We start from the raw sequence: 26,289 nt of genomic DNA, 5'->3' as shown, positions 1-26,289 counted from the left end.
AACCGTGAACGCATGTTTGCGCGATATCGTATACTTGATGCATGGAAAAACTCGAACGCATCAAAAACGAACTTGCGAGCGTGCCCGCGCTTCCCGGAGTCTATCTCTGGAAGGACGAAGACGGCCAGGTCATCTACGTCGGTAAGGCGAAGCAGCTGCGCGCCCGTATGCGCCAGTACGTGAACTATCAGGACGAACGCGCCAAAATCCCGCTGCTCGTGGATCAGATCGAAACGTTTGACTATATCGTGACCGAAAACGAGCACGAAAGCCTCGTCCTCGAGAAGAACCTCATCAACCAGTACTCGCCGTACTTCAACGCCGATTTCAAGGACGATAAGAGCTACCCGTTCATCGCGCTCACGAAAGGCGACGTGTTTCCCGCCATCAAGTACACGCGCGAGAAGCACCGGCCGGGTACGTTGTACTTCGGGCCCTACACCGACAGCCGCGCCGCCCGCGAGATGGTGGACATCGCACGCAGGGTGGTTCCCTTGTGCGCCGCATCGTGCGCGGATTGGCGGCGCATGAAGCGCAAGCTCGAAAGCGAGGATCTCAGCACGTTTCTCGATGCAGAAGGCGCAAAGCCGTGCTTCGATGCGCACGTGGGTCTCGGTCCCGGTGCTTGCTGCGGGGGCATCACGCCCGAGGAGTATCAGGAAAACGTGAAGCGCATCGAGCGGTTCCTTTCGGGGTCGCATCGCGAGTTCATCGTCGAGCTCGAAGACGAGATGACGAGTGCCGCCGAAGAGCTCGACTTCGAAAAGGCCGCCCGTATCAAGGCGCGCATCGACACCATCAATTCGCTCTGCGACCGGCAGCATGCCGTCTCGTCGCGCAACCTCAATGCCGACGTGGTCGGTATATGCCGCGAGGAGACCATTGCGGGCGTGAACGTGTTCATGATCCGCGAGGGCCGCATCATCAACAGCAACGAGTTCATCCTGAACAAAGGCAAAGACGTTCCCGACCAGGATCTGCTCCATATGTTCCTTTTGCGCTACTACGACACGACCACCTCGATCCCGCATGAGGTGATCGTGCGCGAGGTGCCCGACGACGATGCGGTCATGGAAGAGTGGCTCACCGAGAAGCTTGCGAGCGTGCGCGGTGCGAAGGTCCGCTTCACCGCGCCGAAGAAGGGCGAGAAGGCCGATCTGCTCGACATGGCTGAAACGAACGCCCGCCACGCGCTCATGCGCTATAAAGTGCGCACGAACTACGAGGACAAACGCATCAACGATGCGCTTTTGCAGCTTGAGAGCGCGCTTGCGCTCGACGAGCCGCCGATGCGCATCGAGTGTTTCGATATCTCGACTATCCACGGCTCCTATACGGTCGCCTCGATGGTCGTGTTCACCAACGGCAAGCCCGACAAGAACCAGTACCGTCGCTTTAAGATCAAAACGCCGCTTACCGAGGCGAACGATTTCCTTTCTATGCAGGAGGTGCTCGGACGGCGGTATGCTCCCGAGCGCATGGCCGACGAGCGCTTCGGGAAAAAGCCCGACCTCATCATCCTCGACGGCGGCAAGCCGCAGCTTTCGGCGGCTCTCGAGATGTTCGACGAGCTCGGCATCGACGACATAGCGCTCGCGGGCCTCGCGAAGCGCGACGAGGAACTGTTCGTGCCTTGGCAGGATACCGGCCCCGTGGTGCTCCCGAGCGGATCGTCGTCGCTCTACCTCGTCAAGCAGGTGCGCGACGAAGCGCACCGCTTCGCCATCACGTTCCATCGCGAGCTGCGCGGCAAAGGCATGACGGCGAGCGTGCTCGACGATGTGGTGGGACTCGGGCCCGTGCGCAAGAAGGCGCTTCTGAAAGCGTTCAAATCTTTCAGGAACCTCAAAAGCGCTGCGCTTGAAGAGATCAAGGCCGCCAAGGTCGTACCCGAAGAGGTGGCCGAAGAGCTCTACGCGGTGCTTCGGCAGTATAATGACAAAGAGAACACCGAGCTCGCAGCCGCTTCGAGCGAAGCGTCCGAGGACCTTTCGTCCACGCCAGGGTTTGCCGAAGCGGCAGCGAGCGCGCTTCAGGCAGGCGCAGACGGCACGGCCTCGCATGCGGTCGGCGAAGAAGCGCATCGGAAACAAGGCGAAGCGGCATGCGAGGACACGCCGTTGGAGGAGGCATTATGAGCGAAAGCGCAACCGAGAGCTGCTCGGTTACCTTAGAGCAGGAAGCTTCCATGCCCGAACTCGTCATCGTCACGGGCATGAGCGGCGCAGGTCGCACCGAGGCGATGCACGCGTTCGAGGATCTCGGGTATTTCTGCATCGACAACCTGCCTGCAAGCATGATCGGCGATCTGCTCACGCTCAAGGGCATGCCCGGCCAGCCCGATGCGAATCGAAAGCTCGCCGTCGTGTGCGATGCGCGCAATCGCGATTTTTTCGCCGACCTCATGTGCGAGATCGGCGAGCTTAAGGAGCAGGGCGTCGACTACCGCCTTCTGTTCCTCGACGCCGACGACGACAAGCTCATCGCGCGCTATAAATCGAGCAGGCGGCGTCACCCTATGTGCAACGAGGGCATGACGATCGGGCAAGGCATCCAACAAGAGCGCGAGCTGCTGTTCTCCATCAAGGAGACGGCCAACGACATCATCGATACGACCGACATGCTTCCGCAGGAGCTCAAAAAAACAATCCGCTCGCTGTTTTCCGAAGACGACGAGAGGGCGGCGCTCACGGTGACGGTGTACTCGTTCGGCTTCAAGCACGGTGCGGCGCTCGATGCCGATATCGTCATGGACGTCCGTTTTCTGCCGAACCCCTACTACGAACCAGAGCTGAAGACCCTCACCGGACTCGATGCTCCTGTACGCGATTTCGTGCTGTATCGGAAAGAGACCGAGGAATTCCAGAAAAAATGGCGCTCGCTGCTCGATTGCGTGATGCCCGGTTACGTTGCCGAGGGAAAGCAGCAGCTCGCCATTGCGATCGGTTGCACGGGAGGCCAGCACAGAAGCGTCGCGCTTGCCGAGACGACGGGGGAGTACTTGAAGGCGATGGGCTACCGCGTGAGCATCGCACATCGCGATCTGTCGCTTGCCGATACGGGCAAGGCGGGACGGGCCGTGCGATGAACGGCCATCCTTTCAGCCAGGATCCGTCCAATACGGCAGCGTTTGCGGCCATCAGCGGATCGGAACCGCTCGTTTCCGCAAACGGCGAAACGCGTGCCGTGGTGATCGGGGGAGGAACCGGAGCTCCGGTTTCCATCCGCACGCTGCTTTCGATGGGCTTTGAAACGAGCGCCGTTGTCGCCATGGCGGATGACGGCGGTTCGACGGGCATCCTGCGCGAGGAGGCGAACGTCACGCCGCCGGGAGATGTGCGCAAGTGCCTCGCCGCGTTCGCGAAAGACCCGAACGATCCCCTTACGCGTGCGTTCAAGTACCGCTTCGAGTTCGCTCAGAACCACACGCTCGGAAACCTTCTGCTCTCGGCGCTCGAGGATGCGTGCGGATCGTTTCCCGAGGCCATCGCCATCTGCGAGAAGCTGCTCGATGCCCGGGGGCACGTATATCCCTCCACGCTCGACCGGGTGACGCTCTGCGCCCGTACGCGCGACGGCTCGAACCTCGTCGGCCAGGCGAACGCATGCGCTTCGTCAACCGCGCTTCAATACGTGTGGCTGCAGGCAGCAGAAGAGCCCGAGCCGTACGCGCCTGCTCTTGAGGCGATTGAGCAGGCCGACCTGATCGTGCTCGGCCCGGGGTCGCTCTTCACCTCGATCGTACCCAATCTGCTTATCCCCGGTGTCGTCGATGCGATCCGCGCTTCGAAAGGGCGAACGCTTTTCGTCTGCTCGCTCGCCGACATGCAGGGCGAGACCTGGGGTCTTTCGGCGAAGGAGCATATCGAAGCGCTCATGGAGCACGGCATGTACGGGCTGCTCGATTACGTGCTCGTGCATACGCCTGCGCAGTTGCGCCCCGACAATGCGCTTTCAGAAAGCTACAACGCTGCCGTCGGCGAGCGCGAATGCCCGTCTACTATGTCGGATCTGGGCGATGCGCAGCTTTCGGGGCGCATCCGCCCGGTTGCGGTATCGTATGCCGACGTGCAGGCCATCCAGGCCGAGGGTCCGGTGGTCGTTGCCCGTAACCTCGTCGATCCGCAACGTCCCACTTGGCATGATCCGCGCGCGCTCCGCGCGGCGTTTGCGGGGGTGATGAGGCTGTGTCGTTCACCGCGGAGGTAAAAGACGAGCTCGCTCGCGTGGCTCCCATGTGCAGCCATTGCGAGAAGGCGACGCTTGCGGCGCTCGTGCGCATAGAGGGCACGCTGTTCTTCAGCGGGCCCGGGCGCTATCGCATCGAGATCGCGACCGACGTGCCGAGCGTGGCCCGCCTCGTCATCAAGCTCCTACACGGCATCTACGAGCTTAAGACGAACCTCACCGTGCGCCGAAGCGTGCTCCATAAAACGCCGAATTACCTGATCGAGGTGATGACACAGCCGTCGCTCGAGGCTGCGCTGCGCGACATGGGCGTGCTTTCCGACGACGGCCTCGAAATGGGCATCAAGCCCGAGCTCGTGGAAAAGCAGTGCTGCGCGGCGGCGTATCTGCGGGGTGCGTTTCTCGGAAGCGGATTCATCGCGAATCCCCGCGGTGATTTCCATTTCGAGATCACGGTGGAAAACGAGAGCCTTGCCGAGGGATTGGTCGAGCTGATGGGGGGCAAGGACATCAAGGCGCGCATCATGCAACGCCGAAGCTCGTATATGGTCTATCTCAAAAGCGGCACGGCGATCCTCGAATTCCTCGCGTTTGTCGGCGCCCATCACAGCGCGCTCTCCATGGAGAACGAGCGCGTGATCAAAAGCGTGCGCAACGATGTGAACCGCATCACCAACGCCGAGATCGCGAACCAGGCGAAGGCGGCCAATGCATCGGTCGATCAGATATTCGCGATCCGCAAGGTGGTGGATGCCTACGGGATGGAGCACTTGCCGCCCGCCTTGCAGGAATTCATCAAGCTGCGCGTAACCAATCCCGACGCCACACTCAAAGAGCTCGGCGAGAAGGCGAATCCGCCGCTGTCCAAATCGGCGGTGTATCACCGCGTGCGCCGCATCGAGCAGATGGCGAAAGAACTCGGAAACTAGATTTGGGGTTCTCGCGGCGCCGACGGTGCTGCTTTCGTCATTCTCATCCTGGTGCATATACATTCCGCTCGGTGCTTTCGTAAACCCAGGGTCTCGTTGTACGCCCAGGGCCGGGCTCGGCGGTGCGTTCGGGTTCGACGCCCGGACTTGGTGGTACGTTAAGAGCCGGCCTCAACGCCACTACCCGCAGCCACCTAGGCGCTCGGGCGAGCAGCGTGGCTGCGGCCTTCGTAACCGTTCGGCGGCTTTTTCATGGGAAAGGGCAAGTGGTTGCGCCTATGCGAGAAACGCGTGGTATGATCAGCCTAGTTACGACTACCCACGGTATTCTTGTATGAAAGGGGATACGAATGACAACTAAGGTAGGTATAAACGGATTCGGTCGCATCGGCCGCTTGGTGTTCCGCGCGATGGCGAACGATCCCGAGCTTGAGGTTGTTGCCGTGAACGATCTGGGCGACATTCCCACGATGGCTCACCTGCTGAAGTACGATTCCATCCATGGACGTGCATTCGACACGGTCGAAGTTACCGACGAAGGGTTCATTGCCGACGGACGCGCGGTCAAGGTGCTCTCCGAGCGCGAGCCCGCAAACCTTCCCTGGGGCGAGCTCGGCGTCGACGTCGTCGTCGAGTCGACGGGATTCTTCACCGACGGCACGAAAGCAGCTGCGCACCTCGATGCTGGTGCGAAGAAGGTCATCATCTCCGCTCCTGCGAAGAACGAGGACATCACCATTGTCATGGGCGTGAACGACGGCGAGTACGACAAAGAAAAGCACAACATCATCTCGAACGCTTCCTGCACCACGAACTGCCTCGCCCCGTTCGCCAAGGTTCTGCTCGACACCTTCGGCATCAAACGCGGCTACATGAACACGATCCACTCCTACACCAACGATCAGAAGATCCTCGATCTTCCCCACAAGGATCTGCGCCGCGCCCGCGCAGCAGCCCTCTCCATGATCCCGACCACCACCGGTGCCGCCCGCGCGGTGTCGCTCGTGCTCCCCGAGCTTAAGGGCAAACTCGACGGGTTTGCAACCCGCGTTCCCACGCCCGACGGATCGATGGTCGACCTCACGGTCGAGCTTGAGCGCGAGGCGACGATCGACGAGATCAACGCTGCCATGAAGGCTGCGGCCGAGGGCCCGATGAAGGGCATCCTCGAATACACCGAAGACCCGATCGTTTCGGTCGACATCGTGGGCGATGCGCATTCCTCGATCTTCGACAGCAAGCTCACCATGGTCATGGGCGGCCAGGGAACGTTTGCCAAGTGCATCTCCTGGTACGACAACGAGTGGGGTTACTCGAACCGCGTGAAGGATCTTGCGAAGATCTTGCTGTAACTGCATCCTTTGAGGGCGCATTGCCGCTTTGAAAACACGCCTCGTTTCGCAGAGGCGTGTTTTTCGGGTGACAATGCGCTTTCCGTTTAGATAGGAGGGCCCTGTGTCCGACATAAAAACCCTCGAGGAGGCCGACGTTTCGGGCAAGCGCGTGCTCGTGCGCGTCGATTTCAACGTGCCGCTCAAAGACGGCGAAGTTTCAGACGATACGCGCATCAAGGCGGCGCTGCCGACGATCGAGTACCTGGTCGGAAACGGTGCGCGCGTCATCCTGATGAGCCATCTGGGGCGTCCCTCGGGAAACGGCTTCGAAGAGGAGTTCTCGCTTCGCCCGGCAGCCCGGCGCCTAAGCGAGCTTTTGGGCAAGTCCGTCGTGTTTGCGACCGATACGGTAGGACCCGACGCGCAGGCTAAGGCCGCCTCGCTTGCAAACGGTCAAGTACTGCTCATCGAGAATCTGCGCTTCGACAAGCGCGAGAAGAAGAATGATCCGACGTTCAGTGAAGAGCTCGCAGCGCTTGGCGACGTGTATGTGAACGATGCGTTCGGCGCCGCGCACCGCGCCCATGCTTCCACAGCGGGCATCGCAGCGTTTCTGCCCGCATATGCAGGCTATTTGCTCTCAAAGGAAGTGTCCACGCTCGGCAGCATGCTCGAGAATCCGAAGCGGCCGTTCGTCGCTATTCTCGGCGGTTCGAAGGTGTCGGACAAGATCAAGGTGATCGACGCGCTCATCGATAAGTGCGATACGCTTATCATCGGCGGCGGCATGTGCTTCACGTTTCTTTTGGCCGAGGGCAAAGAGGTGGGCACCTCGCTCAAAGAAGAGGATTGGATCGAACGCGCAGCGGCTACGCTTTTGCGCGCGAAAGACGCAGGCGTCGATATTCTGCTGCCGGTCGATGTGATCGCGGCCGACGCATTTTCCGAAGATGCCGCAACGGTAACCGTTTCGGCCGACGCCATACCCTCTGATATGATGGGCCTCGATATCGGTCCCGAAACGGCGAAGCTCTACGCCGACGCCATCGCCGGTGCGAATACCGTGTTCTGGAACGGTCCGATGGGCGTGTTCGAGATGAAGGCGTTCGAAAGCGGCACCAAAGCGGTGGCCGAAGCCGTAGCAGAAAACGCCGAAGCCGATACCATCATCGGCGGCGGCGACAGCGTTGCTGCGGTCAACAAATTCGATTTGGGAAGCAAGATGACGTTTATCTCGACGGGCGGAGGAGCTTCCATGGAGCTCGTCCAGGGCGAGGCGCTGCCCGGCGTCGAAGCTCTCAGGTAAACGCACATCACGCGAAAGGAATGATGACTATGGCGCGCATGCCCATGATGGCCGGCAATTGGAAGATGAACAACACCATCTCGGAGGCGGTCGTCCTCACGCAGGAAATCGCTAACCAGTATGAGAAGAAGGAGTGGGACGAAGCGGTCGAGATCGTGCTGTGCACGCCGTTTGTCGACCTCAAGCCCGCGAAAACCGTTCTCGATTTCGACAAGGTGAAGATCGAGGTTGCAGCTCAGAATGTGTACTGGGAGCCTTCGGGCGCCTATACGGGCGAGATATCGGTTCCCATGATCAAGGAAATCGGCTGCGCGTATTCCATCATCGGCCACTCAGAACGCCGCGAGCTGTTCGGCGAAACGGATGAGACGGTGAACAAGAAGGTCAAGGCGCTCGTCGCCGAGGATCTCGGAGCCATCGTATGCGTGGGCGAATCGCTCGCCGTACGGGAAGACGGCTCGACGATCGAATTCGTAACCGCCCAGGTGCGCGCTGCGTTTGCGGGACTCGATGCTGACGAGGTCGCGCAGTGCGTCGTCGCCTACGAACCCATCTGGGCCATCGGTACGGGCCGCACAGCCACTCCCGAACAGGCCGACGAGGTGTGCGCCGCCATCAGGGCGACCGTCGCCGAAATCGCCGACGAGGCAACGGCGGAGGATATGCGCGTGCTGTACGGGGGTTCGATGAACCCGGGTAACGTGGATGCGCTTTTGGCTATGGAGAACATCGACGGCGGGCTCATCGGCGGCGCAAGCCTCAAAGCCGAATCGTTCGTGCAGCTCATCAAAGCTTGTCTGTAGGCGGTGTCTGTGAGCGAAAAAAGCGCTAAGGGACGTGTGCTTCCCGCATGCCTCATCATCATGGACGGGTTCGGCCTCGCCGAAGCGGGCGAGGGCAACGCGATATCGCTTGCTTCGACGCCCGTGCTCGACGAGCTGTTCGAGACCTGTCCGCACACCGTCCTCGATGCTTCGGGGGAGCCGGTGGGTTTGCCCGACGGGCAAATGGGCAACTCGGAGGTAGGACATCTGAACATTGGTGCGGGGCGTGTGGTCTATCAGGAGCTCACACGTATCAACCGCGCCTGCCGCGACGGTTCGATCGCCGAAAACGAGGTTATCCGCGCGGCATTTTCCGAAGCCTGCAAGCCGAAAGCCGCCCTTCATCTCATGGGCCTCGTCTCTGACGGCGGTGTCCATTCGAGCAACGCGCACCTCTATGCGCTTCTGGAGCTTGCCGCATCGATGGGCGTGCCCGAGGTGTATGTGCACTGCTTCATGGATGGTCGCGATGTGCCGCCGAAAAGCGGCCTCGGCTACATCGAAGAGCTCGAACGGGTCATCGAGCGCGTCTCGACCGATACCACTTCGATGCGCATCGCCTCGATCGACGGCCGGTACTTTGCGATGGACCGCGACAACCGCTGGGAGCGCGTCGAGCAGGCGTACCGTGCCATCGTACAGGCGGATCCCCTGACAAAAACATCGCCTGCAGAGGCGATGCGCGCATCGTACGGTGCCGGCGTAACCGACGAGTTCTTCGTTCCGCTCGCGTTCGACGAACGCGGCGTGCACGACGGCGATGCGGTTGTGTTCTTCAACTTCCGACCCGACCGCGCCCGCGAGATAACCCGCGCGTTCACTGACGAGGATTTTTCCGGATTCGACCGCGGCGTGCGGCCCCGCGTGTCGTTTACGTGCCTCACCGAGTACGATCCCACCATAGATGCGCCGGTTGCCTTCGAAAAGGAGTTTCCCAAAAACGTGCTTGCCGACGTGCTTGCCGCAGAAGGTCTTTCCCAATACCATATCGCCGAAACAGAGAAGTACGCGCATGTGACGTTCTTTTTAAACGGCGGCATTGAAGAACCCAAGGAAGGCGAGCGGCGCACGCTTGTGCCGAGCCCGAAAGTGGCAACGTACGATCTCAAACCCGAAATGAGCGAGCCGGAGGTTGCGTCGGCGCTTGCGGCGGCCATACGCGCGAGCGAGGCGGACGTGTATCTGGTTAACTTCGCCAACTGCGATATGGTAGGCCACACGGGAAGCATTCCCGCAGCAGTGAAGGCGGTCGAAGCCGTCGATGCGGGGGTGGAAAGCGTGCTTGCAGCGCTCAAGGAACAGGGCGGCACAGCACTTCTGACCGCCGATCACGGCAACGCCGACAAGATGCTCGACGATGACGGGAGTCCGTTTACGGCCCACACGACGGCCCTCGTGCCGCTCGTGCTCATCGACTACGCGGACACCGAATGGACGCTCGTCGACACGCGGGGTGCACTCTGCGATATTGCGCCGACGCTTCTCAACCTGATTGGAGTCGATGTTCCTTCTGAGATGACGGGTAAAAACCTCCTTGCGCGTAAGGAGTAAATAAGTATAATTGATTGTTCGTGAGCATTCGATGGCCGATGACGTGTATGACAACGCCGTCCGGCGCTTTGAGGAGTAGAGAACGTTGAACCCACTGTTGATTATCACACTGGCCCTGCTGGTCATTTCAGGCGTCGGTTTGATCATATTCATCTTGCTGCATTCCGGCAAGGGAACCGGCATTTCCGATATGATCGCGAGTTCGGTCTACTCGACGCAAACGGGTACGAGCATCGTCGAAAAGAATCTCGACCGCATCACGATCATCTTCGCGGTCATCTTCTTGTTGTCGCTTATCGTGCTCATGATCATCTATCCGCAAGGAACGATTGCATAAAGTTTAAAAAAGTCCTGTACATCGGCGCTGGTTTTGGTAGAATATCCAACGTTGCTTTTGAGCAATACATAGGTCGGAGTGGTGGAACGGCAGACACGCTAGCTTGAGGTGCTAGTGCCCACATTACGGGTGTGCGGGTTCAAATCCCGCCTCCGACACCAGGAAGCTAGAAGGGAGTCCGAGTGGCTCCCTTTTTCTATAGGTAAGCGAAGTATGACCCCTTGACTTTCCGGAAGAGCCGAAGCGCACGCGATCGTTTTGGGATAGCGCATCGGGCGCACAGGAAAAGAAGGCATCCGTCGCGCGAGGCCGAAAGCGAGAAAGGACGCGACCAATGGCGAAGGCAGCATTACTGGCAAAACCTCCCGTGTCCGAGCGCATGCGCGCTATCAAGCGCATCCTCTGGATCATTCTCTTTCTTAACCTCGGCGTTGCGGCTGCGAAGTACATCTACGGAACACTGAGCGGCTCGGCTGCCATGCAGGCAGACGGCATCCACTCGGTGTTCGACTCGGCCGGCAACGTCATCGGCCTCATCGGCATCGCGCTCGCTTCGCGTCCCGCCGACGAGAGCCATCCCTACGGGCATGCGAAGTTTGAAACCTACGCGAGCCTTGCGATCGGCATCCTGCTTCTGCTCGCGGCGTTCGAGGTGGGAAGCAGCGCCGTTGTCAAACTCGTATCGCAGAACTATACGGCTGAGGTTACGCCCGTGTCATTCGTCGTCATGATCGTCACACTGTGCGTGAATTTGGGTGTCACATTCTATGAACGCCGCCAGGGAAAGCTTCTGCGAAGCGAAGTGCTTTCGGCCGATGCGAGCCATACGTTGTCCGACGCGCTCGTTTCCGTCGGTGTCATCGTGGGCCTCGTCTTTGTCGCGCTCGGTTTTCCGGCGGCCGATCCGATCGTTGCCCTTGTGGTGACGGTTGCCATCCTCGCGACGGCCTACGATGTGTTCAAGCATGCGCTCGCCACGCTTTCCGATCACGCCCGCATTCCCGAAGACGAACTCGAGCGGTTCGTGCTGAACATTCCCGGCGTCGATGGCACCCACCGGATCAGGACGCGGGGCACCGAAGGGGAAGTGTACGTCGATCTGCATATATGCGTAGACGAAGGCATGACGGTCAGAGCCGCGCACGATTTGAGCGAGCGTATCGAGGATGCGATAAAGCTCAACTACCCCCAGGTTATCGAGGTACTCGTACATATCGAACCCGATGACGGACACGTGGATTGAGGGCGGCATGATCAAAGCGGTGCTGTTCGACGTAGGTTCGACGCTCATCGATCCCGAACCCGATATCGACGGTACGTTCTGTGCGGTTGCGGCGCGTCGCGGGCATGTCGTCGATCCTGAGGTTGTACTAAAGCACATGCCCTCGGTCAACGGCTTCTACGAAGAGGAGTATCTGCGCGATGGGGATTTCTGGTGCTCCCACGAAGGCTCCGAGCAGATGTATCTGGACATGTACCGCTACCTGAGCCATTTGTGCGGCCTTGGCCATGATGCCGAGGCCATCGCGCGGGAGATGAACGAGGCGTACCGTACCCCTGCAAACTGGGCAGTGTTCGACGATGCGTTGCCGTGCCTCAAAGAGCTCAAGAGGCGCCATCTGAGACTCGGTATCGTATCCAACTGGTCTTCGAACCTCGAAGATCTGATTCGGGGTCTCAGGATGGCTCCGTACTTCGACGAGATCGTTTCGTCGGCTGATGTCGGCTATCGGAAACCGAATCCGATGATATTCACCGTCATGCTCGAACGCCTCGGCATCGACGCTTCGGAAGCGGTTCACGTGGGGGACAGGCCCGATGCGGACGGTGCGGGTGCCCGAAGTGCCGGCGTGCATCCGATCATCGTCGACCGCGCTGGGATTTGGTCGGACTCCGGATACGATACGATCCCCTCGCTCGACGCGCTTGCCGATGCGCTCGAGCGTGTCGAGCAGCGAGGACGTATCTCGTAAACGGCAGGTAAACGAGGGAGCGGCAGTCTGTCGAAGGCGCGCTATAATGAATCCACGGAAACAGCCGCCCCGATGAAAGCGTGTTGATATGGCCAGCGAGCAAGCGATCGTGACCGTGCTGTGCATGGTCTACCACGGCGATGAGATCCTTCTTCAGGACCGCGTTGCCGAGAACTGGCCCGGCGTGACGTTTCCCGGCGGGCACGTCGAGCATGGCGAGTCGTTCGTCGAGGCGGTTAAACGCGGGATTTGGGAAGAGACGGGGCTGACCATCGAGCATCCGCGTCTGTGCGGCGTAAAGCAGTACCAGTCTGCCGACGACGAGCGCTACATCGCGCTTTTGTTCAAGACTTCGGATTTTACGGGCGAGCTTTCCTCTTCGGCTGAGGGCAAGATGCGTTGGATCAAGCGCGGCGACATCGATTCGTATCCGCTCGTCCCCGATTTCAGGGAACTGCTCGCCGTTTTCGATTCCGAAGAGCTTCAGGAGTTTATGTACCGCACCGGCAAAGAGGGGAACAGCTGGTTCGAGCTGCATTAAACGGCGTTCAGGACGGCCGAGCACCTGCTTTTCACTCGCGCCCATGCGGCGCTCGGACGTGTTTACCATCCCGTTTCAATCTAAGGCTGGAAATGAAAAAACGCCCGAAGGCGTTTGGAAAGACGTTGGAGGCGACGCCCGGATTCGAACCGGGGATGAAGGCTTTGCAGGCCTCTGCCTTACCACTTGGCCACGTCGCCACGACGAGCGGTTTCATCGAAAAAGGCCGGCCATACACAGCTATGAATGACCGGCCCGTTGTTTCGATGGAGCGGACGACGGGGTTCGAACCCGCGACCCCGACCTTGGCAAGGTCGTGCTCTACCAACTGAGCCACGTCCGCAACGCAAGGAGATATGATACTGAAACCCCAGGGCGAGCGCAAGCCCTTTTTTCAAATTTTTCTCGCCGATGTTTTTTGAAAAAGAGCTTTGCCAAGCGCGCTCAATCTGGTAGTATATCCATTCGCTGGTGTGCAAAGCGAATGCGAGCAACCCAAGCGGGCGATTAGCTCAGGGGGAGAGCACTACCTTGACACGGTAGGGGTCACAAGTTCAAATCTTGTATCGCCCACCATGAATTGTGCAGGTCAGATGGTGAAAGCCGTCTGACCTGTTTTCGTATTGCTACTAGCCTGTTCATCATTGAGGATCTCTTTCGTTCTCAAAAAGATCATCGGAGGCTCTCGTGCGTCGCATAGCGGGCCTTTCGCAACCATCTAACAGCTAAACGGGGGGTCGAAAGCCCAAAAAGTCGCGCTGTGAAGGACCCGGTAATGCGCTACCTTCTCGCATCGAACTACCGACTCGGGAAACGCCAGGTCGATGGCTTGCGATGTCGAGGGCCGCGGGAGAGGCCGCCGCCCGCGGCCCGAAGCGGGCCCGAAAACCCGCCCGATCCCTTCACAGCGCGGCTTTTTGGGCTTTCAGGGGCGGTCCGCCGTCATGCCGCCATCGACGCGCGGACGCAACCGCCGCCAACCGACCGCCTGCGGAGTGGCTGAGGGCGGACGGGGCTCCAAGGCGCGCTGGGGCCCTTGCGCGGTTGTCGCGCGCCGGGACTTCATGGGCGTAGGCCGGATCGCCATCGGGTGCTTTGCGGGGCAGCGTCAGCATCGGTTCGCAGGCGGGGGCTTGCATGCGGGAGGACCCTGTTCTGGCCAATTGTCTCGGCCGTCCCACGAAAAGGGCCGCAAAAGCTTCAATGCGTTGCCCACGGCGATGCCTCGAGATTTGTATGGCCAGCTCACAAAGGTGCGACGATCCCGGCGTTTCGGCCGAGGCGGGAAGAGCATGGGACGGCCGAGACAATTGGCCAGAAACAGCCCGTTTCACGTACAATCCTGGATTAGCAGCTGAAAAGCCGCTTCCCGAAAAAACTTCGGGAAATGGCCCACGTAAGGTTGCGGTAGGCAATTCGCGCTTCGGGAAGCGGCAGCATGCCTGAAAGCAGCCTAGGGCGAGGGCCGCTCCCTGTTTCCGCGAAGCCGAATTTGGTAGAGCAGCTCCGCTAGCGAGCCCTGAATAGCATCGCGAAATGCGAATCCCGCACCCCCTGCTATCGTTTCCCGATAAACCGCTCGCGCTTTTCTGCCCAAGTGCTATCATGGAACAGGCAAAACGAACTGAACAGCATGAACGGGGATATATGGCTGCGTCGAATTTTCCTGAAGAGACCCTGGCCGGCGGATGCACGCACTATGCGCAGACTGCCGAAGCCCTCAGAAACCGCTACGGGTTTGATTTCGTGGCGATCGGCCTCACGGCTTTCGTGGGCGCTCCGCTGAAGTGGATTTACAGCGCAGGTGCCACCGGCGAGCGCCATAAGCGCATCGTGCTCGCACCGGGCCACGGCATCGGCGGCATCGTGATCAAATCGGGCAAGCCCATGCTCTTCACCGACATCGACGAGGAAATCGACCCGCAGGAGTACTCGTCGTATCCTATCGTGTTCGCCGAGGACCTTCGAAGCTTCTGCGCGCTGCCGCTTACGAAGAACGGGCGCGTGGTGGGGTCGCTTTTGGCGGCGTTCAGGACCGTTCGCGAAGGCCAAGTGGCAATCTACCAGCGCATGATCGACGACCTCGACGGCGTGCTGTGCGATTTGCAGGTCGTCTCGGAAGGGTTCATGAACTTCGAGAAGATCGTCGAGGAGAAGCGTCCTGCTGCATCGGACGGGCCGGTGTCCCATTCGGAGATTACCCGGATCATCGGAGCGCAGGAAGACGAGCGCAAGCGCATTTCGCGCGAACTGCACGACGGCATCGCGCAAGAGCTCTGGTCGGTGTCGTTCTCGCTTAAGCGTCTGCGCGAGATGGGGCTCGGGGAAGAGGAGCGAGCGATCATCGATGAGGCGGGCAGCAACATCGAGCGCATTCTCGACGAACTCCACAACATCACCGTCGAGCTGCGCCCCTCGGCGCTCGACCATCTGGGCTTCGCATCGGCGCTGCGTTCTCAGGCCGTCATTTTCGAGAAGACGTACGGTGCGGAGATCGTGTTCGAAGGCGGCCTGGCAAGCGAGCGCTTTCCCCAAGCGCTCGAAACGCAGGCGTACCGCATCTGCCAGGAGGCTATCCTCAATGCGTGCAAGTATTCGGACTCCGACCGCATAACCGTATCGATCGAAGAGGCGGGCGGCTGGCTGAGCGTGGAGATTTCCGATGAGGGCCGCGGGTTCGATGTTTCGAACCCCGAGGTGAAGGGGAGCGGCTGCGGCCTTCCCGGTATGAAAGAGCGCGCAAACCTGATCGGCGCAACGCTCTCGATTGAATCAGGCGAAGGCGGCACGACGGTAACGCTTGTGGCGCCCATGAGAACCGACGAGGGGGCGGCATGATACGCATCGTGTTGGCAGACGATCACGAGATCGTACGCTCGGGCTTCAGGATGCTCATCGAGCAGGATCCCGAGATGGCGGTGGTGGGCGAGGCGGCCGACGGCATGCAAGCCTACGAGGTCGTCGCCAAGGAGAAGCCCGACGTGCTGCTTATGGATATCTCGATGCCGCCTGGGCAAAGCGGCCTTGTGGCATGCGAGCGTATCGCGAAAGACCATCCCCATACGCGCATCATCATCGTCACGATGTTCGCTGAACCCGAGTACCTCTACTTCACGCTCAGGGGCGGCGCGTCGGGCTACGTGCTCAAGAATTCGAGCTCGGAGGAACTGCTGGGTGCGGTCAAATCGGTTGTCGGTGGAGGCACCTACATCCATCCCAAAATGGCTGCAAGTTTGACCAAGCAGCTGTTCACAGGTGATGGAAGCGAGGCCGATGCGTCGTACAAGAAGCTCTCGACCCGCGAGCTCGAGATACTGCAGCTGCTCGCGAAGGGGTATACGAACAAGGAGATATCGGAACTCATCTTCCTCTCGGTCAAGACCGTCGAGGCCCATCGGAGCAAGATCTACGCGAAGCTCGGGTTGAAGACCCGTGCTGATCTCGTCGCGTACGCCATGGCGCATAAACTCCTCGACATCTGAGCGCGTTGCCCTTGAGCACGCGAGCAAGCGCGCTGCACCGCCGAAACGGCGGTGCAGGTGGGAAACCCTAAATCAGGCCTTGCGGTAGTGATCGAGTCCGACGTGCAGGGAAAGCGCTTTGGTGGGGCAGGAGTCGATGCAATTGCCGCATGCCATGCAGTCGCCCGCGCGTACGAAATCTTCCTGTTCGGAAAGGGCCGGATCGAGTATTTCGGGATCGGCCAGGCATGCGTGTTTGCATGCGTCGCAGTGAATGCAGGCTTCATGGTCGATGCGCACGTTGACGAGTCCGATCCTGCCGATGCTTTCGTAGAAGCCGCCGACAGGGCACAGCGATCGGCACCACACGCGGTGGCTCCAGAACAGCTCGAGCACCACGATACCGACAAGCGTCCAGATACCGGCGAGGCTGCCGAGGAGGATGCCCTTGTTGACGGCGCTGATGGGCGAGAAGGCTTCGAACACAGGTATCGAGGTGATAAGGGAAAGGGTGATGACGCCAAGCGCGACCCAAAGCTTCGCGTGGCGGGGCACCGTCCTTTCAGCTACCTGTATCCCCAGCTTTTTCCGCAGCCAATCGATGCCTTCGAGCAGAAGGTTCACCGGGCATATCCAGCCGCAAAACGCCCTGCCGCGCACCAGTGCGTATACGACGAGTACGGGCAGGGCGAACAAAAGCCAGTCGAATGCGAAGCTCTTCGATGCAGCGGTTATCTCGAGTGCGGCGAACGGGTCGAGCAGGTTGACTCCGAGCACGTCAGAGGAGGACAGCGTACCGAACAGCGGCATCTCGGCGGGAGTCGCCATGCGGTCATCGCCGCCTTGGGTAAGTCCGAACAGACCCCACCCGGCTGCAATGACGGGTGCGATGAAGGCCAGCAGAAAGCCGATTTGCACAATTCTGCGGCATGCGAGCCAGCGCTTCCGGGGGGATCTGTTCACAGCTTCGATGCTCATAGCTTCGCCTCTAAGCCTTTCGGATGCTCGGATCGTCTTCGAAGTTCGCGTAGACGAGGTTGATGTTCATGACGCCTTCGATGTTGATGAACCCCGAAGCAATAGCATGGGAATCGTCGACCGTTTCGGCTTCGATGGTCACGACGATGCGGTTCTCCTCCATGCTGTGTACTTCGACGCCGTCGATCTGGACGAGCTGATCGGCGATCGCGTGCTCTTTTCCGGGTACAGCATCGACGACAAGGCTTGAGATAACCATGAGATGTCCTTTCTGGAAGCTTAGGCAACCGGATGGCAGGTGATGCATTCCGCGCGCAAAGGATCGAGTTCTTTGGAATCGTAGCTTCCATCCGCGTAATGGTCCTCGGGGATGATAACGGCACCCTTGAGTTGAGGGTTCGCAAGCGAACCGTTACCGTGGCACCCGTAGCACATGTTGGCTCCGCCGCGCTCGAACTTGCCGGCATGGTCGGTGGGCTGGAGCGCCGGCGCTCCCTCGGCCGCTACCGCTTCGGCGCCGCTTGCGCCTGCGGGCGCTTCGGAGCATCCGGCGAACACGCCGAGCGAACCGGCGACGGCCAGGCACAGACATGCCGTGATGATGCGCTTCTTCATGATAAGCTCCTTACACCTTCTCGATCGACACGCAGGTCTTTTTGTAATCCGGCTCTTTGGAAAGCGGGCAGTAGTAGTCGTGCACAGCCAGGTTCACGAGTGTTTCTTGCGCGAAGAACGGCGCGAACACGACACCCGGAGCCGGCTCGGTGCGGCCCGAAGTCGAAACGTGAATCTCGAATTCTCCGTGGCGGGATTTCACGCGGACGAGATCGCCGTCGGTCACACCGAGCTTCGCGCAGTCGTCCGGATGCACGTTGAGCTGCGCTTCGGGCAATGCGCGGTCGAGTTCGGGGATGCGGCGGGTCATCGTGCCGGTGTGCCAGTGTTCGAGCAAGCGCCCGGTGCAGAACCAGAAGGGGTACTCGTCGTCGGGTTCTTCGGCGGGGGGCTCGTACGGGCGAAACACCACCGACGGCTTTCCCTTTGCGGTCTTGTAGAAGCTGATGCCGCCTGCGAGGCCTTCTTCGCCGTACTGGGCGATACCGACCTCGTCGAAGCCCTCTTCTTGCGAGCCGTTCGCGAAACGCCACAACGTAGGAAGCCATTTCCCGTCGACTTCGCGCACGGGCCACGTGAGGCCGTGGTTTGTCAGGTACTCCTCGTAGGGCGCGAGCTGCTTGGCTTCCATCTTGAGCTTGCCGTCGAACTCGCCTGAGGCGTTGTCGTTGATGGCTTTCGCCTTCTCATTCATCGACGGGTTCGAGAACACGCGGTACTCTTCCCAGATGTCGATGTTGGTTTGGCGCGAATCGCCCGTGAAGTCGCCTGCCGATTTGTCCCAGATGAACCCGAACAGCTTGTCGAAGGCATCCTCGGAGCCGATCTTCTCGCCCTCGAGCACGCGGCTTGCAACCTGCAGGATGATCCAGAGATCCCATTTCGCATCTCCCGGAGGATCCACGGCCTTCTCGAAGATGGCCGTGCGGCGCTCGGCGTTTCCGAACTGGCCTTCGCGCTCGACCCACATGGCTGCAGGAAGCACGACGTCGGCGTATTGGGTGGAGAGGGTGGGATAGACCTCGTTTACGACGATGAACGCGTCGAATATGCCTTTCTGATCGCCGCGGCCGAGGAAGCGGGTGAGGTTCGGCATCGATTGGGCCCAGTTGTTGTGGGCCGACCACAGAAAGTCGATGTTGCCCTTCGACAGCTCGCGGAATATCTTGACCGTATGGAACCCGGGTTTCTGTATCTCGTCGAGGTAGCCGTCCGGCAGATCCCAGATGGCTTCGGAGTAACGGCGGTGCTGCGGGTTGGCGACGAGGAGGTCGGCGGGAAGGCGGTGCGAGAAGGTGCCGACCTCGCGCGCCGTACCGCAGGCCGTGGGCTGGCCCGTGAGGGAGAACGGGCCGCACCCCGGCTGGGCGATCTTGCCCGAAAGGAGGTGTATGTTGTAGATATTGTGATTCATCCAGGTGCCGCGGTTGTGCTGGTTCACGCCCATGGTCCACAACGACATGACGTTCTTATCGGGGTCGGCGAACACCTCGGCGAGTTCTTTGAGGTCTTCTGCGGGCACGCCCGAGAGCTGGGAGGTGTATTCGAACGTGTAGGGCTTGAGCATCTCCGCGTATTCGGCGAATTCGATGTTCCACACCTTATCGACCGACTGACCCACGTCGCTTGCGTCGTACGTGTCTTCGTAGGCGTTCCCGATGTTTTCGGTACCGGCCTTGAACTGCAGGTGGTCTTCAACGAAGTCGGCGTCGTAAAGTTCGTTTTCGACAAGGTAGTTCGCGATGCAGTTCGCGATGGCCAGATCGGTTCCCGGATGGAACACGAGCGTCTTATCCGCGCTCGCCGAGGTGCGCGTCCGCAATGTTCCGAGATCGTAGTGCTTGACGCCCGGATCGTTAAGCTTGCGGGCCGTCAGGCGCGAGTAGAGCACCGGATGGGCTTCTGCCATGTTGGCGCCCCAGGTGACGAACACGTCTGCGTAGTCGAGATCGGTGTAGCAGCCGGCGGGCTCGTCGGTCTGAAACACGTTCATGAATCCGACGACGGCGCTCGCCATGCACAAACGCGCGTTCGGGTCGATGTTGTTGGAGAGCAGGCCCGCCTTCCAGAACTTCGCCGTCACGTATCCCTCGGTGATGGGCTGCTGGCCCGATCCCCAAAACGCAAGGCGCGACTTGTCGTTCTTCCAGGTTTCTTTGAGCTTCGTCGCCACGAGATCGAGCGCTTCGTCCCAGCTTGCTTCCCGCAAGCCCCCCTCGGTGCCCTTCGTGGAGGCGTCGTCACGGATAAGCGGGGTGGTCAGGCGGTCTTCGCCGTAGAGCACCTTGGCAAGGTAGTATCCCTTGACGCAGTTGAGGCCTTTGTTCGATTGGTTGTCGGGGTCGCCCGTGACCGAGATGAGGCGTCCACTTTCGTTGACTTCGCAGATAACGCCGCACCCGCACCCGCAGAAGCGGCACACCGAGCTGAACTTCTGAGTCTCGCCTCCAGCTTCAGCGGTAGCTCCTTGGCCCGAACAAGCTACGAGCATGGAGAGCGATCCCCCGGCCGCTGCGGTTGCGAGGGCGACAGCGGTCGCCTTCACGAACTTTCGTCTGGAAATGTCCATACCGTTTCCTCCCAAATCCTTTACATTGCTATAGCTACACTGTCTTGCAGGCAGTGCATGCACTAAGAGCGTTCGGGGTCTTGCCGCACAATCTTGATGGCAACCTCCGGCTCGCTTACCACGCACCGCTCGACGCACAGCCCGCATCCGACACACGCCTCCTGGTCGATGACGGGGGCGAAGATGGAATGAATAGAATCGCCTTCGCGCAGTCGGTAATCGATGGTTATCGCACGGTCGATGAGCGGGCAGGCGCGATAGCACACCTCGCAGCGCATACCCGCAAGCGCAATGCAGAGCTCCTCGTCGATGACGGCATATCCCATGTTCACGTCTTCGATCGCCTCGACGGCGCAAAGCGCTTCGGTTGGACACGCTTCGATGCAGGGGAAGTCGGTGCAGAGTCTGCAGGCCTGCTCGCGTACGTCGAGCGTCGGCGAACCGACGGCCGAGCCAGTATTGGGACCCGCGGGGACAAGGGCCGCGTAGGGGCATGCCTGGATGCAGCGTCCGCACTTGATGCACTTCGATGCGAAGTCCTTCTCGTCTTGGGCCCCGGGAGGCCGCAGCAGATCATCTGTCGGCCGAGCGGCGAACGAGACGGCCTGTGCGCCGAGCAAGGCTGCTGCGGCGTACGGTAAGAGTTTTGTGATCCCGGATATACTCATGAGCCCCCAATTCGTCTGGGTACATCGTGCATCCAGACGCGCAGAGCGGCAATCGGGGGAGTTACGGGCGTTCTGAGGAGAAATACCCCTTGGATGGTAGGGATTTCTACTATTCAGATATCGAAATAAAATTGACCTGCAAAGACAGTAAGGCTCTCGCATGTCTTCATCGGGCGGCTGCGGCTGTTGCTCGGCGTAGGCGCATTGTCGGGCTGAAAGCACGGTTTTTGCGCCGAAACCGTGCTTTCAGCCCGACAATTTTATTGCGTGTCCGAAACGAGGCCTGCGATGATTGCCGCACGCCCGGGCGCGGCGAGAGTCTGCCGCCGATCGATCAGAGGTACAGGCGAACGCCTACGTACACGGCGCTTTCGGGAAGGCCGTCGTTGTCGTACACGCCCGAAAGCGGACATGCCGAAACCTGCCAGGTGTAGGTGGCGTCGCCGATGGCGACCGTGCCCGCCTGAAACGTGTTGCCCGATCCATCGACGCCCGAGTCGCCGAACGTCGTGTCGCTGAGCCCTTCGGCGATGATGGCGTTTTGAATGGCCGCATCGACGGTGCCCGAGGCGAAGTCGGCGTACCTGACGCGGAAATCGGTTCCACTCGCGCGGTCGACCGTTATCTCCCACGAACCGTTGAGGAGCTTGGCTGCGTCGGCGGCGGAGAGGTTCGAAACGCCTTGCAGGTACAGAAGACCCGCTTCCTCGAGGCTCACGTCGCTCGGAAGCTTGATGAGATCGAATCCGACTCCTGCGGCGGCTGTTTCCTCATCGGTCTTGTCGTATATCGTATATCCCGCTTCGTCGAACGATGCGCGGATGTCTTCGTTACTGTAGTTCACAAGCTCGATCAGTGAAGGGAGGTCGAGGGCTACGTCGCGGTTAAGGTTTTCCTCGAGGCTCGCAGCGGCGCGGGCAGGGGCGTTCACCACCTCGTCGATGATCTGAAAGCCGAAATAACCGCCGATGCCGATGGCCGCAACCAAGAACACCGCCGCGATCAACCATTGGTTTCGGGGTAGGTCGAACGGACGCGAAAGGGAGCTTCCGTCAAGGTAGCGGACGGTGTCGTCGGTGTCGACGTATTCGGGCTTGTGGTCGTGCAATGCCATGGCGTATCTCCTGGGGCCTTTTTGTACTTCGGGCATTATAGCATTGCGCGGCAGATAAGCTCATGGTAGGATACAGCCCACCGTGAGGGAGTAGTTGGCATACATCCTATGCGGCACGTCAACATCCTGGGTAAAACCTGGCGTGTCTGAAATAACGAGACTCATGGCGCAGTAGAGAAGCTGTGCCATGAGTCTTTTTTGTGACCGAGTGCGACCCGATGCGGCAAGACGAGAAAAAGGAGAACCTGTGGATCTATCGATCTTTACCACGCCCGAGGCATGGATCAGCCTCATCACGCTCATCTTCCTCGAAATCATCCTCGGCGTCGACAACCTTGTGTTCATCTCGATCACGACGAACCGCCTGCCCGAAGAAAAGCAGCACATCGGCCGCAAACTCGGTCTGGCCGGCGCGCTTGTCATGCGCATCATCTTTTTGTGCTTCGCCTCGTATCTTGTCCATATGACCACACCGCTCTTTACGCTCGACCTCGGTGCGTATTCCCACGGGTTCTCGGTGCGCGACCTCGTTTTGCTCATCGGTGGCGTGTACCTTATATATAAGGGCATCGCCGAGCTGCGCGATATGCTCAAACTCACCGAAATCAAAGCCGAGCATTGCGAAGAGCACAAAGCGCTCCATATGATCACGCTGCCGCAAGCTGTCGGAACCATCATGGTCATGGACCTCGTGTTCTCTATCGACTCGGTCATCACGGCCGTCGGCATGGCAGACCACCTCATCATCATGATCATCGCCGTCATGCTCGCCGTCTTCATGATGATGATCTTCATCGACCCCATCTCGAATTTCATCAACGGCCACCCCGAGATGAAAATGCTCGCGCTCACGTTCATCATCGCCATCGGCGGGCTGCTCGTCATCGACAGCGCGGGCTTTCACACCGGCATCGAGCTTCTGCATATGCCGCTTGAGAAGCTCATTGTGTATTTCGCCATGGTGTTTTGCATCGTGCTCGAGCTCATCCAGATGCGCTACAACAAGAACTTCCTCAGCTGGCGCAAGGATCGCTGGAAGAACGAGACGGCCGCCCAGATCGAAACCGTGCGCGCCGAAATGGAGGGACGCATCGCCGAGGAACGCGCCGCTGCCGAGGCTGCAGCAAAGTCCGGGATTGCGGGCGGCGCTCAAAAAGAGCCTGCACGCGATCGCATTCAGCCCGTCATTATCGGCAACAACGTCTACGTCATGATGCCGATGGCGGGCGAGGACGCCGCATCGTTCAAGGAGCTCATGGCAACCTCGTCTGACGCAAATGCTGCGTTTGGCGCCCCACTCGAGATCCCGGCCGAAGCCGTGGAAGTCGAGGACGTTGTCGGGGAAGACGAATCTGCAGATGCGGATGACAAGACCCGCGGCGAATAGCGTTCTGAGGGCAAAGCGAGGGGACGCGTTGCCGAACCCTCGAGAAATGAAGTGAAAAGCTAACCGGACTTATACCCGCCCCGCTCAGGACGCTTCGCTGGGCTCTAGATTGCACGCATGGTTTACGCGTGCCGCTCGGGCAAGAGCGAATCGCCGTACGCGTGCCGATTCGGAAGGGTCGCCAACGCGAGCGGCCCTTTCCCTTGGGGTTTGGTGCTCGTCGGCAAAGTAGGTGCAAAATTTGACGGTTTGGTAAATGGGCCAACGGTTAAGCCGCCGTCGGAATTGATTGCACTGGCGTTTCGCAATTCGCAATCTGGGGAAACGACCCGGTTGACTGTTTCGGTTTGCGAAAAGCATCCCGTTCGATTTACCAAACCGTCAGATTTTGCACCTATATAGCTCGGCACCGCCAAAATGGCTCCTGAAAGCTTGATCCTTGCAGCGTCTTTCCTTAAAAACACACCAGCGAAACGGGAAACATCGCGCATAATCGTGCAATGTGGGGTATTCTGTCGGCATGGAGAAGCGAGCTACCTACATACTGGTTGGCTACCTGTCGGCATGCGAGTACTGGAACACGGTCGGCCCTGCTTTTCTGCGAACATGGCAGCAGCGGCGAGTTGCAACGAGGAAAGCGCGCGCTTCTCTTGCGGCGCGCGAGAAACCGCAGCTTTCTGAGGGCGGCCGACGACCAGGTGGATGCAGGCTGCCGCTCTGCGTGCTTGTCGGCGGCGAGTCCGCGCGGACGTCCACCGCATCTATCGTAAGCCGCTCTTGGAAGGGACCGGTTCCCGAGGGATCGTTCGTCGAAGCGGGAGACGGGTTTCTCGTCAGCACACCAGAATTCGTATTTCTTCAGCGGGCAAACGATTTGGATCTCGTCGGTCTCATTCTGTTCGGATTCGAACTATGCGGCAGGTATTCGATCGACGCCGGAAGCGGTCGCGCCTCTCAGCTCGGTCGGCCGCTCACCACCGTTGAGAAACTGACTGCGTTTCTGGAACGGGCGCAGGGCGCTCACGGCCGAAAGAAGGCGCTTCGCGCTTTGCGGTATCTCATTAATGGTTCGGCTTCGCCGCGTGAGACTGCGCTTGTCATGCTGCTTACGCTGTCGCGCAGTTTGGGTGGATTCGCACTTAAGAAACCTCGGCTCAACTATTCGATCAACCGCGACAACCGTTCGCAGGCCATGTCGAAACGAAGCCGGCGCGATTGCGACTTGTACTGGCCTGAAGAAAAGCTCGCCATCGAATACGACAGCGACAAGCACCATACGGGATCCGAAAACATCTCGAGCGATACGAAGCGGCGAAACGACCTCGTGTTCAGAGGCGTAACGATCATTGGCGTCACAAAGCTTCAAATGAACGATGCGGAAGAACTGAGAAAGGTCGCGCGGCAGATCGCCCGTCGCATGGGAAAAAAGCTTCGACCGCAAACCCCTGCTCAACTACAGGCGTACCATGCATTGCGAGCACGGCTCGATATCGCGAAAGCGCACTATTGGGATTAAGCCGCCCAACGTTTGCGCGCGGCGATCGCCTTACGAGAACTGCTCGTAGCCTTCGTCGGAGACGATGAGCTTAGTGGCTCCTTTGAGGATGCGTGCGGAAAACGGCGTCGTCAGCTCGGTCGCCTCGCCGTCGTACTGCACGTGCATGGGCGGATCGGCCGAAACCTCGATGTTCGAGCCGCGGTGGATTTCGAGGGCGTCGCTGCGGTCGGGGAAATCGCCTCCGCGGTCGAGCAGGCCGGCAACCACCGCGGGGATGAGGCCGAACGCGTTTTCAGCCTTGAGGATGACCACTTCGAATTCGCCGTCGCGGGGCTCGTTTTCGTGGGTAACCGAGATGTCGAATTGGATTTTCGAGAAGTTCACGAGCAGGATTCCGAGTCCCTCGCGTTCGATGGTTTCGCCGTCGATGGTGATCGTGAACTTTGAAACCTCGGGCAGGGGGTTGGTGATGGCGGCCGAGAAGTAGGCCATAGGCCCCAAAAGCCTCTTGTTCGGCTTCGCGTCGTGCATGATGGCGGCATCGTAGCCGGCACCTGCCATGATGGCGAATCCGAACGACGTGCCCGCAACCTCTATCTCGCCGAGGTCGAAATCGAGTGTCTGGCCGTGTTTCGTGAGTTTTGCAAGCGCATGGGGTTCGATCGGCGAAGCGAGGTTGAGCGTAAGGATGTTGGCGGTCCCGGCGGGGAAGGGAAGGACGGGGATACCCGAATGCCGAAGCTCGTAGCACACGGCTGCAACTGTTCCGTCTCCGCCGCTTGCCACGACGGCGTCGTAATCAGAAGCACCGCGAAGCAGGCTTGCGAGGTCGGTCGTCCCGTCGGTCGAGCGGATGCAGACCTCGTCGCCATCGCCCGCGAACGAGCGCACGAAGTCGTAAATGGCGCCTTCGCCGAAGCCCGATGCAAGATTGTTGATGACAAGCAGTTTCACAGATTCCCTTTCTGTTGTTATGATAGTACATCATAAAGAATGAGAAAACATGAAGGATGTCC

At 59.8% G+C, this 26,289-nt stretch carries 23 protein-coding genes and 4 tRNA genes; 18 read left to right on the top strand and 9 right to left on the bottom strand.

Features of this window, described 5'->3' with window-relative positions:
• The first annotated feature begins 41 nt into the window (after positions 1–41).
• The 13 genes from uvrC to FJE54_RS12535 all read left to right on the top strand — a co-directional run bounded on the left by uvrC (position 42) and on the right by FJE54_RS12535 (position 12,983).
• Positions 42–2,138: an excinuclease ABC subunit UvrC gene (gene uvrC, locus FJE54_RS12595; protein WP_139653146.1), complete on the top strand. Its 2,097-nt coding sequence runs from the start codon at positions 42–44 to the stop codon at positions 2,136–2,138.
• The gene (rapZ, locus tag FJE54_RS12590; protein ID WP_139653144.1) at positions 2,135–3,088 is read left to right on the top strand and encodes an RNase adapter RapZ; all 954 of its coding nucleotides are present in this window, start codon (positions 2,135–2,137) and stop codon (positions 3,086–3,088) included. Before uvrC ends, rapZ begins: the two co-directional genes overlap by 4 nt.
• Entirely contained in the window at positions 3,085–4,209 is a 1,125-nt protein-coding gene (locus tag FJE54_RS12585) for a gluconeogenesis factor YvcK family protein (protein WP_139653143.1), read from the top strand. The genes rapZ and FJE54_RS12585 overlap by 4 nt, the downstream gene beginning before the upstream one ends.
• Complete coding sequence (gene whiA, locus FJE54_RS12580) at positions 4,188–5,117, top strand: DNA-binding protein WhiA (RefSeq protein ID WP_139653141.1); 930 nt, start codon at positions 4,188–4,190, stop codon at positions 5,115–5,117. Before FJE54_RS12585 ends, whiA begins: the two co-directional genes overlap by 22 nt.
• Before the next feature lie 350 nt (positions 5,118–5,467).
• Entirely contained in the window at positions 5,468–6,469 is a 1,002-nt protein-coding gene (gap, locus tag FJE54_RS12575; RefSeq protein ID WP_139653140.1) for a type I glyceraldehyde-3-phosphate dehydrogenase, read from the top strand.
• A gap of 103 nt (positions 6,470–6,572) precedes the next feature.
• Positions 6,573–7,757 (top strand): phosphoglycerate kinase, encoded by a 1,185-nt coding sequence (locus FJE54_RS12570; protein ID WP_139653139.1) that lies wholly within the window; start codon positions 6,573–6,575, stop codon positions 7,755–7,757.
• Positions 7,758–7,786: 29 nt separating this feature from the next.
• On the top strand, positions 7,787–8,560 hold the full coding sequence (tpiA, locus tag FJE54_RS12565; protein WP_139653136.1) for a triose-phosphate isomerase: 774 nt from the start codon (positions 7,787–7,789) through the stop codon (positions 8,558–8,560).
• Between the two features lie 9 nt (positions 8,561–8,569).
• Positions 8,570–10,132 carry a 2,3-bisphosphoglycerate-independent phosphoglycerate mutase gene (gene gpmI / locus FJE54_RS12560; protein WP_255467421.1) on the top strand — a complete coding sequence of 521 codons (1,563 nt, stop codon included), beginning with the start codon at positions 8,570–8,572 and terminating at the stop codon, positions 10,130–10,132.
• An 85-nt stretch (positions 10,133–10,217) separates the two neighbouring features.
• Complete coding sequence (secG, locus tag FJE54_RS12555) at positions 10,218–10,469, top strand: preprotein translocase subunit SecG (protein WP_139653134.1); 252 nt, start codon at positions 10,218–10,220, stop codon at positions 10,467–10,469.
• 72 nt (positions 10,470–10,541) lie between these two features.
• A tRNA-Leu gene (locus FJE54_RS12550) sits at positions 10,542–10,630 on the top strand.
• Positions 10,631–10,803: 173 nt separating this feature from the next.
• Positions 10,804–11,712, top strand: a complete 909-nt coding sequence (locus FJE54_RS12545; RefSeq protein ID WP_139653133.1) for a cation diffusion facilitator family transporter — start codon at positions 10,804–10,806, stop codon at positions 11,710–11,712.
• A complete protein-coding gene (locus tag FJE54_RS12540; protein WP_139653131.1) occupies positions 11,693–12,442 on the top strand; it encodes an HAD family hydrolase in 750 nt (249 codons plus the stop codon). The genes FJE54_RS12545 and FJE54_RS12540 overlap by 20 nt, the downstream gene beginning before the upstream one ends.
• An 88-nt stretch (positions 12,443–12,530) precedes the next feature.
• Complete coding sequence (locus tag FJE54_RS12535; RefSeq protein WP_139653130.1) at positions 12,531–12,983, top strand: 8-oxo-dGTP diphosphatase; 453 nt, start codon at positions 12,531–12,533, stop codon at positions 12,981–12,983.
• A 126-nt stretch (positions 12,984–13,109) separates the two neighbouring features.
• On the opposite strand, the gene FJE54_RS12530 is transcribed toward FJE54_RS12535, so the two are convergent.
• Together FJE54_RS12530 and FJE54_RS12525 are read right to left on the bottom strand one after the other, a co-directional pair.
• A tRNA-Cys gene (locus FJE54_RS12530) sits at positions 13,110–13,183 on the bottom strand.
• Positions 13,184–13,250: 67 nt separating this feature from the next.
• Positions 13,251–13,326: transfer RNA gene (locus tag FJE54_RS12525), tRNA-Gly, on the bottom strand.
• A 158-nt stretch (positions 13,327–13,484) separates the two neighbouring features.
• Between FJE54_RS12525 and FJE54_RS12520 the strand changes: the two genes are divergently transcribed.
• From FJE54_RS12520 to FJE54_RS12510, 3 genes are all read left to right on the top strand, one after another.
• Positions 13,485–13,559, top strand: a tRNA-Val gene (locus FJE54_RS12520).
• 1,071 nt (positions 13,560–14,630) lie between these two features.
• On the top strand, positions 14,631–15,821 hold the full coding sequence (locus tag FJE54_RS12515) for a GAF domain-containing sensor histidine kinase (protein WP_139653128.1): 1,191 nt from the start codon (positions 14,631–14,633) through the stop codon (positions 15,819–15,821).
• Positions 15,818–16,465 carry a response regulator transcription factor gene (locus FJE54_RS12510; protein ID WP_139653127.1) on the top strand — a complete coding sequence of 216 codons (648 nt, stop codon included), beginning with the start codon at positions 15,818–15,820 and terminating at the stop codon, positions 16,463–16,465. The genes FJE54_RS12515 and FJE54_RS12510 overlap by 4 nt, the downstream gene beginning before the upstream one ends.
• 72 nt (positions 16,466–16,537) lie before the next feature.
• Here FJE54_RS12510 and FJE54_RS12505 read toward each other — a convergent pair whose 3' ends face one another.
• The 6 genes from FJE54_RS12505 to FJE54_RS12480 all read right to left on the bottom strand — a co-directional run bounded on the left by FJE54_RS12505 (position 16,538) and on the right by FJE54_RS12480 (position 22,388).
• Positions 16,538–17,422 carry a NapH/MauN family ferredoxin-type protein gene (locus FJE54_RS12505; RefSeq protein ID WP_139653125.1) on the bottom strand — a complete coding sequence of 295 codons (885 nt, stop codon included), beginning with the start codon at positions 17,420–17,422 and terminating at the stop codon, positions 16,538–16,540.
• A gap of 10 nt (positions 17,423–17,432) precedes the next feature.
• Entirely contained in the window at positions 17,433–17,681 is a 249-nt protein-coding gene (locus FJE54_RS12500; RefSeq protein ID WP_139653123.1) for a chaperone NapD, read from the bottom strand.
• A 20-nt stretch (positions 17,682–17,701) separates the two neighbouring features.
• A complete protein-coding gene (locus tag FJE54_RS12495; RefSeq protein WP_139653121.1) occupies positions 17,702–18,037 on the bottom strand; it encodes a hypothetical protein in 336 nt (111 codons plus the stop codon).
• A gap of 10 nt (positions 18,038–18,047) precedes the next feature.
• The gene (napA, locus tag FJE54_RS12490; RefSeq protein WP_139653120.1) at positions 18,048–20,606 is read right to left on the bottom strand and encodes a nitrate reductase catalytic subunit NapA; all 2,559 of its coding nucleotides are present in this window, start codon (positions 20,604–20,606) and stop codon (positions 18,048–18,050) included.
• A gap of 62 nt (positions 20,607–20,668) precedes the next feature.
• Complete coding sequence (locus FJE54_RS12485) at positions 20,669–21,274, bottom strand: 4Fe-4S dicluster domain-containing protein (RefSeq protein ID WP_139653118.1); 606 nt, start codon at positions 21,272–21,274, stop codon at positions 20,669–20,671.
• A 334-nt stretch (positions 21,275–21,608) separates the two neighbouring features.
• A complete protein-coding gene (locus FJE54_RS12480) occupies positions 21,609–22,388 on the bottom strand; it encodes a teichoic acid transporter (RefSeq protein ID WP_139653116.1) in 780 nt (259 codons plus the stop codon).
• A gap of 247 nt (positions 22,389–22,635) precedes the next feature.
• On the opposite strand from FJE54_RS12480, the gene FJE54_RS12475 reads away from it, so the two are divergent.
• Together FJE54_RS12475 and FJE54_RS12470 are read left to right on the top strand one after the other, a co-directional pair.
• Positions 22,636–23,775: a TerC family protein gene (locus FJE54_RS12475; protein WP_139653115.1), complete on the top strand. Its 1,140-nt coding sequence runs from the start codon at positions 22,636–22,638 to the stop codon at positions 23,773–23,775.
• A 520-nt stretch (positions 23,776–24,295) separates the two neighbouring features.
• Entirely contained in the window at positions 24,296–25,291 is a 996-nt protein-coding gene (locus tag FJE54_RS12470; RefSeq protein ID WP_139653113.1) for a putative endonuclease domain-containing protein, read from the top strand.
• A gap of 30 nt (positions 25,292–25,321) precedes the next feature.
• Here FJE54_RS12470 and FJE54_RS12465 read toward each other — a convergent pair whose 3' ends face one another.
• Positions 25,322–26,227: a diacylglycerol/lipid kinase family protein gene (locus tag FJE54_RS12465; RefSeq protein ID WP_139653112.1), complete on the bottom strand. Its 906-nt coding sequence runs from the start codon at positions 26,225–26,227 to the stop codon at positions 25,322–25,324.
• Positions 26,228–26,289: the final 62 nt, after the last annotated feature.

Origin of the sequence: Raoultibacter phocaeensis, from assembly GCF_901411515.1 — a bacterium.
In the GTDB taxonomy this organism is placed as follows: Bacteria; Actinomycetota; Coriobacteriia; order Coriobacteriales; family Eggerthellaceae; genus Raoultibacter; species Raoultibacter phocaeensis.
This window is presented reverse-complemented; position numbering and strand designations above follow the sequence as displayed.

Bases quoted from the DNA above. Each gene is read 5' to 3' on its own strand.
- FJE54_RS12510 (WP_139653127.1), top strand. From the start codon at position 15,818: ATGATACGCATCGTGTTGGCAGACGATCACGAGATCGTACGCTCGGGC.
- FJE54_RS12545 (WP_139653133.1), top strand. From the start codon at position 10,804: ATGGCGAAGGCAGCATTACTGGCAAAACCTCCCGTGTCCGAGCGCATG.
- napA (WP_139653120.1), bottom strand. From the start codon at position 20,606: ATGGACATTTCCAGACGAAAGTTCGTGAAGGCGACCGCTGTCGCCCTC.
- tpiA (WP_139653136.1), top strand. From the start codon at position 7,787: ATGGCGCGCATGCCCATGATGGCCGGCAATTGGAAGATGAACAACACC.
- FJE54_RS12470 (WP_139653113.1), top strand. From the start codon at position 24,296: ATGGAGAAGCGAGCTACCTACATACTGGTTGGCTACCTGTCGGCATGC.
- FJE54_RS12515 (WP_139653128.1), top strand. From the start codon at position 14,631: ATGGCTGCGTCGAATTTTCCTGAAGAGACCCTGGCCGGCGGATGCACG.
- FJE54_RS12485 (WP_139653118.1), bottom strand. From the start codon at position 21,274: ATGAGTATATCCGGGATCACAAAACTCTTACCGTACGCCGCAGCAGCC.
- FJE54_RS12585 (WP_139653143.1), top strand. From the start codon at position 3,085: ATGAACGGCCATCCTTTCAGCCAGGATCCGTCCAATACGGCAGCGTTT.
- FJE54_RS12540 (WP_139653131.1), top strand. From the start codon at position 11,693: ATGACGGACACGTGGATTGAGGGCGGCATGATCAAAGCGGTGCTGTTC.
- uvrC (WP_139653146.1), top strand. From the start codon at position 42: ATGGAAAAACTCGAACGCATCAAAAACGAACTTGCGAGCGTGCCCGCG.
- FJE54_RS12480 (WP_139653116.1), bottom strand. From the start codon at position 22,388: ATGGCATTGCACGACCACAAGCCCGAATACGTCGACACCGACGACACC.
- rapZ (WP_139653144.1), top strand. From the start codon at position 2,135: ATGAGCGAAAGCGCAACCGAGAGCTGCTCGGTTACCTTAGAGCAGGAA.
- FJE54_RS12495 (WP_139653121.1), bottom strand. From the start codon at position 18,037: ATGAAGAAGCGCATCATCACGGCATGTCTGTGCCTGGCCGTCGCCGGT.
- FJE54_RS12500 (WP_139653123.1), bottom strand. From the start codon at position 17,681: ATGGTTATCTCAAGCCTTGTCGTCGATGCTGTACCCGGAAAAGAGCAC.
- FJE54_RS12505 (WP_139653125.1), bottom strand. From the start codon at position 17,422: ATGAGCATCGAAGCTGTGAACAGATCCCCCCGGAAGCGCTGGCTCGCA.
- FJE54_RS12535 (WP_139653130.1), top strand. From the start codon at position 12,531: ATGGCCAGCGAGCAAGCGATCGTGACCGTGCTGTGCATGGTCTACCAC.
- gap (WP_139653140.1), top strand. From the start codon at position 5,468: ATGACAACTAAGGTAGGTATAAACGGATTCGGTCGCATCGGCCGCTTG.